Annotated in this window: 11 protein-coding genes; 7 read left to right on the forward strand and 4 right to left on the reverse strand. The window is 35.6% G+C overall.

Annotation, left to right across the window (positions count from 1 at the left end):
• Positions 1-56: 56 nt before the first annotated feature.
• On the reverse strand, positions 57-383 hold the full coding sequence (locus tag PBT89_RS06825; RefSeq protein WP_270063984.1) for a YbaB/EbfC family nucleoid-associated protein: 327 nt from the start codon (positions 381-383) through the stop codon (positions 57-59).
• Between the two features lie 136 nt (positions 384-519).
• On the opposite strand from PBT89_RS06825, the gene PBT89_RS06830 reads away from it, so the two are divergent.
• The 3 genes from PBT89_RS06830 (at position 520) to PBT89_RS06840 (ending at position 5,117) form a co-directional block, all read left to right on the forward strand.
• On the forward strand, positions 520-2,580 hold the full coding sequence (locus PBT89_RS06830) for a S9 family peptidase (RefSeq protein WP_270063985.1): 2,061 nt from the start codon (positions 520-522) through the stop codon (positions 2,578-2,580).
• Between the two features lie 89 nt (positions 2,581-2,669).
• Entirely contained in the window at positions 2,670-3,710 is a 1,041-nt protein-coding gene (locus PBT89_RS06835) for a PLP-dependent cysteine synthase family protein (RefSeq protein WP_270058467.1), read from the forward strand.
• Positions 3,711-3,851: 141 nt separating this feature from the next.
• Positions 3,852-5,117 carry an aminotransferase class I/II-fold pyridoxal phosphate-dependent enzyme gene (locus PBT89_RS06840; RefSeq protein WP_270058466.1) on the forward strand — a complete coding sequence of 422 codons (1,266 nt, stop codon included), beginning with the start codon at positions 3,852-3,854 and terminating at the stop codon, positions 5,115-5,117.
• 88 nt (positions 5,118-5,205) lie between these two features.
• Here the strand turns inward: PBT89_RS06840 and PBT89_RS06845 are convergent, their stop codons facing one another.
• Positions 5,206-6,132, reverse strand: coding sequence for a transporter (locus PBT89_RS06845; protein ID WP_270063986.1), 927 nt, complete (start codon positions 6,130-6,132; stop codon positions 5,206-5,208).
• Positions 6,133-6,287: 155 nt separating this feature from the next.
• Between PBT89_RS06845 and PBT89_RS06850 the strand changes: the two genes are divergently transcribed.
• The 4 genes from PBT89_RS06850 to PBT89_RS06865 are packed head-to-tail and all read left to right on the forward strand — an operon-like array spanning position 6,288 to position 11,765.
• Positions 6,288-6,536, forward strand: a complete 249-nt coding sequence (locus PBT89_RS06850) for a DUF4834 family protein (RefSeq protein WP_270063987.1) — start codon at positions 6,288-6,290, stop codon at positions 6,534-6,536.
• Positions 6,537-6,590: 54 nt separating this feature from the next.
• Entirely contained in the window at positions 6,591-9,005 is a 2,415-nt protein-coding gene (locus tag PBT89_RS06855) for a YfhO family protein (RefSeq protein ID WP_270063988.1), read from the forward strand.
• 3 nt (positions 9,006-9,008) lie between these two features.
• Complete coding sequence (locus PBT89_RS06860) at positions 9,009-10,301, forward strand: glycosyltransferase family 4 protein (protein ID WP_270063989.1); 1,293 nt, start codon at positions 9,009-9,011, stop codon at positions 10,299-10,301.
• Between the two features lie 3 nt (positions 10,302-10,304).
• On the forward strand, positions 10,305-11,765 hold the full coding sequence (locus tag PBT89_RS06865; protein WP_270063990.1) for a lipopolysaccharide biosynthesis protein: 1,461 nt from the start codon (positions 10,305-10,307) through the stop codon (positions 11,763-11,765).
• A 101-nt stretch (positions 11,766-11,866) separates the two neighbouring features.
• On the opposite strand, the gene PBT89_RS06870 is transcribed toward PBT89_RS06865, so the two are convergent.
• Together PBT89_RS06870 and uvrA are read right to left on the reverse strand one after the other, a co-directional pair.
• Positions 11,867-13,096 (reverse strand): hypothetical protein, encoded by a 1,230-nt coding sequence (locus PBT89_RS06870; protein ID WP_270063991.1) that lies wholly within the window; start codon positions 13,094-13,096, stop codon positions 11,867-11,869.
• 171 nt (positions 13,097-13,267) lie between these two features.
• Complete coding sequence (uvrA, locus tag PBT89_RS06875; protein ID WP_270063992.1) at positions 13,268-16,057, reverse strand: excinuclease ABC subunit UvrA; 2,790 nt, start codon at positions 16,055-16,057, stop codon at positions 13,268-13,270.
• Positions 16,058-16,277 lie beyond the last annotated feature (220 nt).

Below are 16,277 nucleotides of genomic sequence, written 5' to 3' on the forward strand. Positions count from 1 at the left end.
CCAGTATCTAATGTCTCAAATCTAGTTTCTCAAATCTAACTTCTAACTTCTAAATATTATTTAAACATATCACCAAGACCAGGAATATCTGGCATTCCGTCTTTTGCAGCAGCTCCAAGTTCTTTTTCGTTAATATCTGAAGCTTTCGCGATAGCTTTATTAAGTGTAAGCACTAAATAATCTTCTAATTGTTCTTTATCCTCTAAAAGTTCATCAGCGATATCGATACTTTTCACTTCGCGAGCTGCAGTCACAGTCACTTTTAATAGTCCGTCGCTAGATTGCTCATCAATAAGCACTGTTCTTAGGCGTTCTTTTGTTTTTTCTACATTGTCCTGGGCTTCTTTGATCTTATTCATCATACCCATCATATCTCCAAACATAGTCGGTTTCTTTTTTTGTTAGAAATGCAAAATTAGTAAAATCTAAGTTGAAGTTGTTCTAAGAAATTGTGAATCTGGGAATACGAATTTAGATTTGAAGCCTTACCTTTGCCAAGGTTAAAAAATTGAATTGATTTTGAATAAAGAAGTGCAGCCGCCAAAGGCTAGAAAAATACCTGCAGAATTAACGATTCACGGCGATATTAGAGTCGATAATTATTACTGGATGAACGATCGTGAAGATCCAGAAGTAATTGCTTATTTAAATGCCGAAAATGAATATAATGAAAAGCAAACGGCGCATACCAAAGATTTCCAGGGCAGTTTGTTTGAAGAAATGAAGGCAAGGATCAAAGAAGACGATCAATCTGTACCTTATCGCTTAAATGGCTATTGGTATATCACAAGGTTTGAAAAGGGTGGCGATTATCCAATATTTTCAAGAAAAAAAGGTACTCAGGATGCACCGGAAGAAGTGATGTTTAATGTGAACATTATGGCCGAAGGTTTCGAATATTATCGTTTGGGTGGGTTAAATGTGAGCCCTGATAATAAAATGGTGTCTTTTGGAACCGACACGGTTAGCCGAAGAAAATATACCATCCAGATCAAGAATTTGGAAACCGGGGAATTATACCCAGAAAAAATAGAGAATACAACCGGTGGTTCTACATGGGCTAACGATAATAAGACATTATATTATACCAAGAAAGACGAGCAGACTTTGCGAAGCTTTCAGATCTATAAGCATATTTTAGGTACAGATCCTGTAGAGGATGAGTTGGTTTTTCAGGAAGATGATGAGACCTTTAACACCTATGTTTATAAATCGAAATCTAAAAAATATATCATCATTGGTTCGCATAGTACCTTAACTACGGAATATCGCGTTTTAGAAGCCGATAAGCCAGAAGGTGAGTTTAAGGTGATTCAGCCCAGAGTACGAGGATTAGAATACAGTATTTCACATTTTGGAGCTTATTTTTATATTTTGACCAATAAAGATGAAGCCCAAAACTTTAAGTTGATGAAAACACCAATTTCAGCAACCGAAATGGAAAACTGGGAAGGTGTTATTGAGCATCGTGAAGATGTATTGTTAGAAGATATCGATATTTTTAAAGACTTTCTGGTAATTGGGGAACGTAAAAACGGACTCAATGAAATAAGAATTATTCGCTGGGACGAAAGTGATGATTATTTTATTCCGTTTGATAATGAAACCTATACCGCATATACTTCTATCAATCCAGATTTTGATACAGAGGTGCTTCGTTATACGTATAACTCGATGACGACACCAACTTCAGTTGTCGATTTTAATATGGTTACCAAAGAAAAAACTGTATTAAAAGAGCAGGCCGTATTAGGTGGTAATTTCAATAAAGAGAATTATACTTCAGAACGTATTTGGGCTACTGCTGAGGATGGAACAAAAGTTCCGGTGTCTTTGGTGTATAGAAAAGGAGTTCAAAAAGATGGGAATAATCCTTTACTTCAATATGCTTATGGTTCGTATGGTTCAACCATCGATCCTTATTTTTCAACGGTAAGATTAAGTTTATTGGATCGAGGATTTATTTATGCGATTGCACATATTCGTGGTGGAGAATACTTAGGAAGAAACTGGTATGAGGATGGTAAACTTTTTACCAAGCGCAATACGTTTACCGATTTTATAGACGTTTCTAAACATCTTATTACAGAAAAATATACTTCCGAAGAAAAATTATTCGCTATGGGAGGTTCAGCAGGAGGTTTGTTGATGGGTGCGGTGATCAATATGGCGCCACAATTATACAAAGGTGTTATTGCCGCAGTTCCTTTTGTAGATGTTGTAACCACCATGTTAGATGATAGTATTCCATTAACAACGGGAGAATATGACGAGTGGGGAAATCCTAACGAAAAAGATTTTTACGAGTATATGCTATCATATTCACCATACGATAATGTAGTAGCTCAGGATTATCCTAATATGTTAGTAACTACAGGTTTGCATGATTCACAAGTGCAATATTGGGAACCTGCAAAATGGGTTGCCAAATTACGCGAGTTAAAGACCGATAATAATCTTTTGTTATTGCATACAAATATGGACACCGGTCATGGTGGGGCTTCCGGAAGATTTGAGGCGCTTAAAGAAGTTGCCGAAGAATATGCTTTTTTGTTCGATTTAGCCGGAATTAAGGAATAATTAAAAAATTTGCCTTAACTTTGAACGGTTTTGAAACATTATTTCCTGGCTATAAATAAGCCAAGCTTAAAACGTAAAGAACTTCATTTATGAAAGAAGATTTGCAGGTGTACGACAATGTTCTACAACTTATAGGAAAAACACCGCTAGTACAACTTAATAAGATCACTGAAGGTTTCAAAGGAGATTTCTATGCAAAAGTAGAATCATTTAATCCAGGACATTCTTCTAAGGATCGAATTGCTTTATATATTATAGAAGAAGCTGAAAGAAAAGGAATCTTAAAACCTGGTGATACGATTATAGAAACCACTTCTGGTAACACAGGTTTTAGTATTGCGATGGTTAGTCAGGTTAAAGGTTACGACTGTATTTTGGCAGTGAGCTCTAAAGCATCGAAAGATAAAATCGATATGCTTAGAACAATGGGAGCGAAAGTATATGTTTGTCCTGCGCATGTAGCAGCAGACGATCCACGTTCTTATTACGAAGTAGCTAAGAGACTTCATAGTGAAATTAAAGGTTCTGTTTATATTAATCAGTATTTTAACGAATTAAATACAGAAGCACATTATAAATCTACCGGCCCTGAAATCTGGAATCAGACAGAAGGTAAAATCACTCATTTAATTGCTTGTAGTGGTACTGGAGGTACAATTTCTGGAACAGCAAGATATTTAAAGGAGCAAAATCCAAATGTTAATATTATCGGTATTGATGCTTATGGTTCAGTATTAAAAAAATACCATGAAACCAGAGAATTTGATAGCGAAGAAATCTATCCATACCGAATTGAAGGATTGGGTAAAAATTTAATCCCTACTGCTACAGATTTTGATGCCATCGATAGGTTTGTTAAAGTAACAGATGAGGAAAGTGCACATACTGCTAGAGAGCTTGCTAAGGTTGAAGGAATGTTTGTAGGATATACCAGCGGAGCCGCGATGCAGGGATTAAAACAATTGGCTGAAGCGGGTGAGTTTGATGAAAACAGTAAGGTGGTAATGATATTTCCAGATCATGGTAGTCGCTATATGAGCAAAATTTATAGCGATAAATGGATGGAAGAACAAGGCTTCTTTGATACTAAAAATGAAGCTGAGGTTAAAGCAATAGAGTTTATTAAATAGTTGATTTTGCTTAAAACCAAAAACATATAAAAACAAAGCATCCTTTTATTAGGGATGCTTTGTTTTTTTAAAACCTAGATAAATACTTTGTAGAATTGAACCAAATTTCAGTATTTTTGCGGTTCGCATAAAAAAATTTCAATGAGAGATCTGTTTGATAAAATATATAAGGACAAAGGACCTTTAGGAAAATGGGCAGAACAGGCAGAGGGATACTTTGTATTCCCTAAGCTGGAAGGGCCTATTTCTAACAGAATGAAGTTTAGAGGTAGAGATGTGATCACGTGGAGTGTGAACGATTATTTAGGTCTTGCTAATCACCCGGAAGTAAGAAAAGTAGACGCCGAGGCAGCAGCCGAGTGGGGTTCTGCTTATCCAATGGGAGCAAGAATGATGAGCGGTCATACCAGTTTGCATGAAAAACTTCAGGACGAGCTGGCTTCTTTTGTGCACAAGCAGGCTGCTTATCTTTTAAACTTTGGATACCAGGGAATGGTATCTACGATCGATGCGTTAGTATCTAAACAAGATGTAATTGTTTATGATGTAGATGCTCATGCTTGTATTATCGACGGGGTTCGCCTTCATTTAGGGCAGCGCTTTACATATAAGCATAATGATATGGAAAGTATCGAAAAAAACCTGCAAAGAGCAACCAAAATCGCAGAACAAACAGGAGGAGGAATCCTTTTAATTTCTGAGGGTGTTTTTGGAATGCGTGGTGAGCAGGGAAAACTTAAAGAAATAGTAGAGCTTAAAAAGAAATATAATTTTCGCCTTTTTGTAGATGATGCACATGGATTTGGAACCTTAGGGAAAACCGGAGCAGGGGCAGGAGAAGAGCAAGGTGTGCAAGATGATATCGATGTATATTTTGCCACTTTTGCGAAATCTATGGCTAGTACAGGTGCATTTATTGCAGGTGACAAAGAAATTATAGATTACCTAAAGTATAATTTAAGATCACAAATGTTTGCGAAATCTCTGCAAATGCAATTAGTGGTTGGAGCTTTAAAGCGTCTAGAAATGTTAAGAACTATTCCTGATCTTAAAAATAAGCTTTGGGAAAATGTAAACGCACTTCAAAACGGCTTAAAAAATAATGGTTTTGATATTGGTACAACGCAAAGTTGTGTAACACCTGTTTATCTAAAAGGTAGTATTCCCGAGGCTATGGCTTTGGTGAAGGATCTTCGTGAAAATCACGGTGTATTTTGTTCTATTGTTGTTTATCCTGTTATTCCAAAAGGATTAATTTTATTAAGAATGATACCTACTGCTTCTCACACTTTACAGGATGTAGAAGAAACTTTAGAAGCTTTTTCAGCGATTAGAGAACGTTTAGAAAACGGAACTTATAAAAGGCTTTCTGCATCGGTAGAGGCAGCAATGGCCAATAAGTCATAGTACTTCAATTAAAGCAGAAGAATACTAATAATAAAAAAAAATCCGCTGAATTTTTCAGCGGATTTTTTTATTTGAAAGCTATTCTAATTTAGAAATCAAATTCATTGCGTTTGCCTTCTCTCGATAGCTCGTTATTAGTTCTTATATCTTTATGAAAGTTTAACCGAACCGACAAGCCTGCCTGCACTTGCCATCGAGACGGTGTGTCTTTTACATTTGCCAAACCTGCAAGATCAAATTGTAAATAATCAGTAACTAAATAAGCCGCTCCTGCTCGAAAAAGATCGTCGGCATATAAATCCCCAAATATAGCCTGATATTCTCCAAAAATCGCAAATTTGGGATTGAAAGCATGAGTTAGCGTTCCAATAAACTGGTAGCTTGGGTAGGTTTCAGTAAATTTCTCGGCAGTAAGATTCATAACCCAAACCCATCTACCCCAATTATGCTGAGTAATCAAAGTAACTTTTGGGGTATACTTGTTTTCACCTTCAAAGCGATAGGGATTGTCATCTTGTATCGTAACATTCGCACCACCGTAAAGTGAAACCGCAGGAATTAATTGTCGCCAATCGAATTTCTGATTTGCTTTCCAGCTTTTTAGATTTACTTCGCGACGATTATCACCATTTTTATAGGGATCGTAAAGTAATACTTTAGCTCCAATGGTATTAAAAGGAAAGTTACTTCTCTCGTAAATACGGTTTTGACCTCCCTGTAAAATGCTCGTTTCTTCAAATTGATATCGCCCCATAATGCTTAGTTCCAAAATATCACTAAGAAAACCAGCTCTAAGCATATAGTTAGCTCCGTACAAATCGGTGTCTGTACCACGAAGATCATGATTATTATTACCATAAAAGCCACCAGCTTCTAATTGGTAAACGCCTGTTCCTACTGCAAAAGCACCTTGGGATTGGCCTGGTCTATTAGAATTAATGGTTTCTGTAAATTGCGCGTTGCATAAGATTGAATTTGCTAAAAAAGCGAATACAATAGCGGTTAGTCTTTGCATATAGTAAAGGTTTTTCATTCAAAGATAAATGAATTTATTTTTTATTTAAGATTGTAGGCTTTCCATTTCTAAGCCTTAATTTTTATTTTTGCTGAAATTAAAATTTTATGTTTCAGGCAGATTTTTCCGGAGTGATAAAAATGATACTAATAATTATGTTAGTATACTTCGGTTTCAAAATATTACTGAAGTATTTTGGGCCAATGTTGTTGAAGTATGCCATGAGAAAAATGGGAAGAAAATTCGAACAACAATTTAGCCAGCAGTTTGGCGGTGGGCAACAAAGAACTCAGCAACAAAATAGTGCAAAAGAAGGCAAGGTTAGTATAGATAAAGAGCCGAAAAATCGTAGAAAATCAAACAAAGAGGTTGGTGAATATATCGATTACGAAGAAATTGATTAATTTCGGGATTCTTAATTTGCGCGTCTCTTTCCGAGAGATAAAAAAAATCTTTAAATGGCTAAATTAAAACAGTTTCTTCCGCATCTTCTGGTTTTACTGGGATTTGTAATAATTGCCCTTTTTTATTTTAATCCGGTTTTAAAAGGAAAAGAAATTTTCCAAAGCGATATTGTTCAGTATATCGGAATGGCTAAAGAACAATCTGACTTTAGAGCGGAAACGGGTGAAGAGCCTTATTGGACAGATGCTGCTTTTGGTGGAATGCCAACTTACCAGTTAGGAGCTTACTATCCCCATAATTATATCAAAAAATTAGATTCAGTTCTACGATTTTTACCGAGACCGGCAGATTATTTATTTCTTTATTTTATTGGTTTTTATATCCTGCTGTTATGTCTAAAAATCGACTATAAATTAGCCTTTCTTGGCGCTATAGCTTTTGGATTTTCTACTTATTTTATAATTATTCTTGGCGTTGGTCACAATGCCAAAGCTCATGCAATAGCTTATATGCCAATGGTTTTAGGAGGAATAATCCTCACCTTTAGACAAAAGTTTATTGGAGGTTTTAGTTTGCTGGCTATTGCGATGGCTTTAGAAATTCAAGCGAACCATTTCCAGATGACTTATTATCTATTGTTACTGGTTATCGTTCTAGGAATCGTTTATTTAATTGATGCCTTTAAAAAACAAAAACTTCCGCAGTATTTCAAAGCATTGGGTGTGATGGTAGTTGCTGTAATTCTGGCTATTGGAACCAATGCAACCAATCTTATCGCCACACAGGAATATACCAGCCATAGTACACGTGGCGATACCGGTTTAACAATTACTCCAGCTGGTAATGATAAGACGGAAACTGGGCTTACCTACGATTATATTACAGAATATAGCTACGGAATTGCTGAGACTTTAGACCTTTTTATTCCAGGTTTAATGGGAGGAAGTGGTGCTGAAGATATTGGTGAAGATTCTGAGTTATACTCTGAATTGCAAAAAATGGGAGCTTCTCCTGTTCAGGCTAATAATTTTGTTAAAAATGCACCAACCTATTGGGGGCAGCAGCCAATTGTTGCCGGGCCAGCTTATATTGGTGCGACCGTTGTATTTCTTTTTATTTTTGCACTATTTTTAATCCGCGGGCGATTAAAATGGTGGGTTGTAGGCGGAACTGTGCTAACACTATTACTTTCCTGGGGTAAGAATTTTGGTTTTTTTACTGAATTTTTTATCGATTACGTGCCGCTTTACAACAAATTTAGAGCAGTTTCTTCTATTCAGGTGATTGTAGAGCTTTGTGTTCCTTTATTGGCGATTGTAGGATTATCCTGCCTCTTTGCTAATAAGCATACGAAAGAGGAAAAGATCGAAGCACTTAAATGGAGTGCTATAGTATCGGCAGGACTGGCTTTGGTTTTAATCCTTTTCAATTCAGTTTTATTTGATTTTAGTGGTCTTCGTGATGGTCAATTACGGCAGCAATTGGGTATGGATTTAATGAATGCACTTAAGGAAGATCGCCAGTCGATGCTCGTTGGTGATGCCATTCGTAGTTTTATTTTTGTTGCTTTAAGCGTTTTTCTTATTTGGTTTTATCTTCAGGAGAAAATCTCTAAGAAACTTATAATTGGTGGTTTTACGATACTATTTTTAGCCGATTTAGTTCCGGTAGCTAGGCGCTATGTAAATGGTGACGATTTTGTGAATGCTCGTAAAATGGAAGAGCCTTATCAACCAAACGCTGCCGATCAGCAAATTATGCAAGACACTTCTAGATATCGAGTTTTCGATCTTAGTGGTGATCCTTTAACAAGTTCCCGAGCTTCTTATTTTCATAATAGTATTGGTGGGTATCACGGTGCTAAACCTGGTAGATTGCAGGATCTATATGATTTTTATATTTCACAGAATAACATGAAAGTTCTAAACATGTTGAATGTGAAGTATTTTATTATTCCTACTGAAAATGGTGTGCAGGCACAGCAAAACCCGGGAGTTTATGGTAATGCGTGGTTTGTTCGCGATGTGGAATGGGTAGAAGATGCAAATGCTGAAATCTTAGCCATTAAAGAAACAGACTTAAAGGATAGTGCTATTATCGATAATCGTTTTAAGAACGATATTAAAATGGATTTTGTTTATGATGAAGTTGGATCGATAGAATTGGTGAGTGAGCAGCCCAACGAATTGATTTATAAAACGAAAGCTTCTATAAGGCAATTAGCCGTTTTTTCTGAAATGTATTACCAACCAGGTTGGCAAGCTTATATCGACGGAAAAAAAGTAGATCATGTTCGCGCAGATTATGTGCTTAGAGCGATGAATATTCCGCAGGGAGAGCATACGGTGACTTTTAGGTTTGAACCTGAAGTGATTCAAACTGGGGGAACAATCGCTTTAACGAGTACACTTGTTCTGGTGATCCTTATCGTTGGTGGATTTGTTTTTGCCTATCGCAAAAAAGCATAGTTTATGAAAAAAGTGCTGATTATTACCTATTACTGGCCACCGGCTGGTGGTCCTGGTGTTCAGCGCTGGTTGAAATTCGTTAAATATCTTAGGGATTTTGGGATCGAGCCGGTAGTTTATATTCCTGAAAATCCTAATTATCCTTTAATAGATGAGTCTTTTTTAAAAGAAGTTCCAGAAGATATCGAGATTATTCGTCGGCCAATTTTTGAACCGTATAAATTTGCTTCTTTTTTATCTAAAAAGGATACAAAAACCATAAGTTCTGGAATTATTAAGCGGAAAGAAAAGCAGAGTTTTATGCAGAAACTGATGCTTTACATACGCGGTAATTTTTTTATTCCAGATGCTCGAAAATTTTGGATAAAACCATCGGTGAAATTTCTAAAATTGTATTTAAAAAGGAGTAATATCGAGACCGTTATTACCACAGGTCCTCCGCATAGTTTGCATCTTATTGGCTTAGCGTTAAAAAAAGAACTCCAACTGCGATGGATTGCCGATTTCAGGGATCCTTGGACGCAAATTGGCTACCAAAAAGAGCTGAAGCTCACTAAAAATTCTGCTGAAAAACATCAAAGATTAGAAAAGGAAGTTTTAAACTCGGCTGATAAGATTATTACCACCAGTTTTACCACTAAAAAAGAATTTGCTTCAAAAACATCAAAACCTATCCATGTTATTACCAATGGTTTTGATACGGAGTTGAATGCTGAAACTAATCTGGAATTGAAATTAGATGAAAACTTCAGTATTTCTCATATTGGCTCATTACTTTCAGGTAGAAATCCTGCCTCCCTTTGGAAAACTTTAGCTGAGATTTCCGCAGAGAATAAACATTTCCGAAGCGATCTTAAACTGAAATTATACGGAGCGGTTAGTGATGAAGTGGTGCAAAGTATAAATGAAGCCGGCTTGGAAGAGAATTTGCTTTTAGGTGGTTATATAAGTCATTCTGAAGCTTTAGGTCTTCAAAAAACATCTCAGATATTGTTATTGATCGAAATAAATTCCGAAGAAACCAAAGGTATTATTGCCGGGAAACTATTCGAGTATTTAGCAGCAAAACGTCCAATATTAGCTATTGGACCATCAGATTGGGATGTCGCCAGAATTATTGAAGAAACTTCTTCAGGAAAAAGTTTTCAATATCAAGAAGAAAGGGCATTAAAAGAATTTATTTTAAGTTCTTATCAAAATTATCGTGAAAACAAACTACTTTCGGATAGCAAAAATATCGAGGATTATCATCGCAAAAACCTCACAAAAAAATTGGCGGAATTGATCAAAAAATAGAGTATGGGCGTAATAATTAACCAGTCGGTCAAAAATATGATGACCACCTATGCAGGTTTTGGGCTTGGTGCGTTAAATACGCTTTTTTTATATACCTATTTTTTAGATCAGCAGTATTATGGACTGGTAAGTTTCCTGCTTTCTGCGGCGAATTTAATGTGGCCGTTTATGGCCTTTGGCGTTCATAGTACCGTTGTAAAGTTTTTTTCGAGCTACAAAACAAAAGAAGAGCAGGATAAATTATTAAATCTGGCTTTGATTCTGCCCTTAGCGATTTCGCTTATTCTGGGGCTTATTGGTCATTTTACGTATGAGTTTTTATTGGATTATTTTTCTAACGGAAACGAACTGGTAAAACCTTATGTGTGGTTGATTTATCTTTTGGGGATTGCAACAGCGTATTTCGAAATCTTTTTTGCCTGGGCAAAGATTTACTATAAAAGCGTTTTTGGAAATTTTATGAAAGAAGTAGTACATCGATTGGGTACCACGATTCTGCTATTTCTTGTTTATTTTGATTTGCTGGCAGCAGATAATTTTATGTATGGAGTAGGAGTGGTGTTTTTACTTCGATTACTGGTGATGGGCGCTTATGCATTTAATTTGCATCGACCTACGCTAAAATTTAGTTTTCCTTCTAATTTGAGCAGAGTTCTAAAATATACCGCTCTAATTCTAATCGCGGCGTCGGTAGCTACGGCTTTGCTGGATTTGGATAAAGTGATGATTGAATCTTATTTGCCAATCGAAAATGTGGCAATCTACGGAATAGGAATTTATATTGCTACCGTAATTTCTGTACCGCAAAAAGCAATGCATCAAATTACCAATCCAATTACCGCGGAATATCTAAATACCCGAAACTTTGGGAAACTTGAAGATTTGTATAAAAAAAGCTCGATTAATTTATCGATTGTTAGTGCGCTTATTTTTATTCTAATTATTACCAACGTCCATACATTATACGAACTAATTCCTGAAGAATATTCACTAAGTATCCTGATCGTGCTTTTGATCTCTCTGGTAAAACTTTATGACAATGTTTTAGCGATAAATAATAGTATTCTATTTAATTCAGATTACTATCGATTGGTTTTAGCAATAGGCGTTTTATTGGTGTTATTGGCCTTTTTACTGAATTTATTTTTTATTCCAAGATTTGGGATAGAAGGCGCGGCGATGGCTACTTTTATAGCTTTCTTTATTTATAATACTTCAAAGATTATCTTGGTACAGAAGAAATTTAAAATGAATCCTTTTACCAAGCATAGTATTTTATTATTAGGTTTATGCCTTTTATTTACACTTGTATTTTATTTTTGGGAACTCCCTTTTCATCCAATTTTAGGTATAGCGTTGAAGGGCGGGATTACGTCTATTTTATATATTTCTGCCGTATATTTTTTAAATTTTTCCGAAGAGATAAATACAATGCTCAGGTCGATCTTAGCCAAAATTAGGTAATATTTTTCAGTATATATTCAAGAGATATAAAAAAGAAAACCCCCGGGCTTTCGCCGCTCGGGGTTTTCCAACTAACCAACCAAAAAATTAAATTATGAACTCTAATCTCTACTTCTCACATTTCGTGCCGAAGTTCGTGAGCGAGTAGATTTTTTCGTGTTATTATTTGATCTAGAGCTTCTTGCAGATGTATTTCTACTACTACTTGTTGCTGCTCTTCTTACTTCTTTTTGCTGCGTTGGACGCTGCGCTTTTACCGTTCTCTGCGATCTGGTATTTGCACTTCTGGTGCTTGCGGTACGTTCTCTTTTCACAACGGCTGCTTTTCTTTGATTTGCAGAACTATTTGAACTGCTAGGAGCGGTTCTTAACGATCGTGAATTTGTATTTCTTCTAGACTTATTAATATTTTCTGAAGCTCGCTTATTGGTGATTACGGCATTATTTCTAGACCTGCTAGAACTATTATTTAAAGTACCTCTGGAAGTTGAACTTCTTTCATTTCTAGATCCAATAATCGTTTTGTTTCGATTTCTAGAAGAAGTGCTTCTAGTCGATCTATTATTATTCTTTCTTGAAACTTGAGACCTAGTTGCTACCCGGTCACTTCTTCTAGAATTAGATAAATTAGATCGCACATCTCTACGCTCAGCAACTCTTCTTCCCCGGTTATAACTTCTCACTTTTTCTCCCGGTCTATAGAATTTTTTATAAGATTTTCTGTTATGATGAGTATTATAATAATTTACATGTTTTACATAAGTGATTCGATTTGGTTGATAATAGGCTCTGTACGGTCTATTAAAAACAATACTAAATCTTGATCGTGGTTTTCTATAATATCTATGCCATGGGCGATAAACATAATTACGATTGTAGGAGTTAATATAACCTCTATAACCTGCGATTCTGTGATATGGGTCGTATTGTACAAATAGATTTCCTACGCTTATCACATAGCCGTAATTATCGTAATTTATAACAATATTACCCGCCTGTACTATTCTTCCGTAGTAATCATAAAATATTGGCACTTCTTCAATCTGAATTACCGCACCAAAATCATCATACTGAATATATGGATCGTAGTTATAACCGGAGTTAAAACTTATGTTTACATGAGGTACAGATATATTTACAACACTAGATCTTCTGAATGCGGGGTTATAATAGAAGTCGAATTCACCATTTGGATAAACTGAAAATTCAACACCACCTTCCATGAAAATGAAGGAATTATTATAGCCATATCTGCTCGAAGTTTCATCGGCTTTGGCAATAGTTACCAAGCCTAGAAACAACATCGAAAATATTAAGGAAAATTTTTTCATGGCTTTGTTTTTAAATTAATACTGAAGTAGTAGCTATCTACATCTTGATAGAAACAAAGCGCGTGCCAAAAAAGAAAAAGGAGCCTTTTAGAGGCTCCTGTAAGTAATTTTAAAAGATTTGCTAAAACATTTTAATGTTTTGAAATCTAGTTGTTTGAAAAATAAAAGTAATTATTTTAGTTTAGGCTTTAAATAAGTAGCTGTATACGAATCTTTATGTTTAGAAACTTCTTCTGGTGTACCTTGAGTAACTAAATATCCTCCGTTTTCACCACCTTCAGCACCCAAATCTATCACGTAATCTGCACATTTTACCAAATCCATATTATGTTCGATCACGATCACGCTATGGCCCTTATCGATTAAAGCATTAAAGGATTTTAATAATTTCTGAATATCGTGAAAGTGTAATCCTGTAGTTGGTTCATCAAAAATAAATAGTGCCTTATCTTTTGTATTTCCTTTTACTAAAAACGAAGCCAATTTAATACGCTGGGCTTCCCCTCCAGATAACGTAGAAGAACTTTGTCCTAACTGAACATAGCCCAAACCAACGTCTTGTAATGGTTGAAGCTTATTAGCTATTTTATTTTCATTATGCTCGTCAAAAAAGTCAATCGCATCATCGATGGTCATATTCAAAATATCATCGATATTTTTTTCATTGAATTTTACTTCAAGGATCTCCTTTTTAAAGCGTTTACCATCACAAGCTTCGCATTGCAAATGAACATCAGCCATAAACTGCATTTCGATGGTTACTTCACCTTCACCTTTGCAGGTTTCGCAGCGACCGCCATCAACATTAAAAGAAAAATGCTTGGGCTTATAACCTCTAATTTTTGAAATTTTTTGGGATGAAAAAAGATTTCTTATGTCATCGTAAGCTTTAATATAAGTTACCGGGTTTGATCTTGAAGATCTACCAATCGGATTTTGATCTACAAATTCAACCGATTTTAGGTTTTTAAAATCACCTTTAATTCCGCTAAACTGACCTACCTTTTCACCGTAACCGCCAAGTTGTTTTTGTACCGCAGGATAAAGTAATTTTTTCACCAGCGTACTTTTACCACTTCCTGAAACACCGGTTATCGCAGTAAATATTCCTAATGGAAAAGTGACATCAATATTCTTAAGATTATTTTCTCTTGCGCCAAGAATATTGATTTCTCGAGTCCATTTTTTTCTTTCTTTAGGAACTTCAATACGTTTTTTATCTGTAAGATATTGAGCGGTAAGAGAATCTGATTTTAGAATTTCTTTTAAGGTTCCAGTAGCAACTACATGCCCACCATGCGTACCAGCTTCAGGACCTATATCGATAATTTCATCAGCTTCCTTCATGATTTCTTCATCATGCTCTACCACAATTACGGTATTTCCTAAATCGCGTAGATTTTTAAGAACACCTATCAAACGTTCGCTATCTCTGGGATGCAATCCAATAGAAGGTTCATCTAAAATATACATAGACCCTACAAGACTACTTCCTAAAGAAGTTGCCAGGTTAATACGTTGTGATTCTCCGCCAGAAAGTGTGTTAGATTTTCTGTTTAGCGTGAGATAATCCAAGCCAACTTCAGATAAAAATTTAAGTCGGTTATTGATTTCAGTAAGCAGGCGTTTGGCAATTACCTCTTCATACTCGTCCAATTTCAGATCGGCAAAAAAAGCTCTTACTTTATCAAGTGGTTTTACTACAAGTTCAGTAATACTGGTTCCGTTAATTTTAACGTATTCTGCTTCCGGTCGAAGTCTTTTTCCATGGCAGGCCGAACATTTTGTTTTTCCGCGGTAACGCGATAACATCACGCGATTTTGAATCTTATAAGCTTTTCTTTCTAAAAAGTCAAAAAACTGGTTTAAACCTTCAAAATATTGATTACCGTTCCAAACCAGATCTTTTTGCTCCTGAGTTAGTTCGAAATAAGGTTTATGGATCGGAAAATCGAACTTATGAGAATTATTAATCAATTGATCCCGGTACCAGCTCATGCTATCGCCACGCCATGGGTAAATAGCATTATCGTAAATAGATAATCCTGTATTTGGAATCACTAAATCTTCATCTATACCAATAACGTCTCCATATCCTTCACATTTTGGACAAGCACCATAAGGATTATTAAAGCTGAATAAATGAACATTAGGTTCAAGGAAATTCATCCCATCCAACTCAAATTTATTGCTGAAGTGATGTAGTTTATTATCTGAAAGTGTTTCTACAAATAATTCACCTTTTCCTTCAAAAAATGCTGCTTCGATAGCGTCGGCCAGACGATTATAGAAATCTTCGTCGTCTTTTTTAATAACACGATCTACTACTAGAGAAGTGTTTTCTGGCTTTACTTTACTTAAATCTGCCTCGTCGATTCTTAAAACTTCATCATCGACTTTAATTCGGCTGTAACCTTGTTGAGCGAGAATTTTAATTTTTTCATCTAAATCTCTTCCTTCTTCTACAAAAATAGGAGCAAGTAAAAGGAGCTTTGCGCGATCTGGAAATTCTTTAATGAACTTCACGACATCGGTTACTGTATCTTTTTTTACTTCTCTACCTGAAACCGGAGAAAATGTTCTACCGATACGTGCGTATAGTAACTTCAGATAATCGTAGATTTCAGTAGAAGTTCCTACGGTAGATCGCGGGTTGGTTGAATTTACTTTCTGCTCGATCGCTATTGCAGGAGCAATACCTTTTATATAGTCAACTTTGGGTTTGTTAAGTCGCCCCAAAAATTGGCGTGCATACGAAGATAAACTTTCAACATATCGACGCTGTCCTTCAGCATATAAAGTATCGAAGGCTAAACTGGATTTACCCGAGCCAGAAAGGCCGGTAATCACTACCAGTTTGTTACGCGGTATAACGACGTTTATATTTTTAAGATTGTGCAGTTTGGCACCCTTAATAATAATATTTTCTTTGGGGTTTATTTTATCTAAATCAATATTCATGGTCTCTTTCTAGCAATAAGTATGCAAAGGTACTTAATCTATACCAGTGCTAAAAGCCATTAAAATCCTATAGTATTGTTAAAATTTTAAGCTTTCGTTTGCATTTCTTAAATTTTGTTTATTATATTTGAAGCCAATCTAAAAAACAACGTTGCCTATTAAACACAGTTACTTTTTATCTAAATAACCTATTCTAAGACAGGGTATATCCCTTTAAAAG

The sequence above is a fragment of the Zunongwangia sp. HRR-M8 genome, from assembly GCF_027594405.1.
GTDB lineage: Bacteria > Bacteroidota > Bacteroidia > Flavobacteriales > Flavobacteriaceae > Zunongwangia.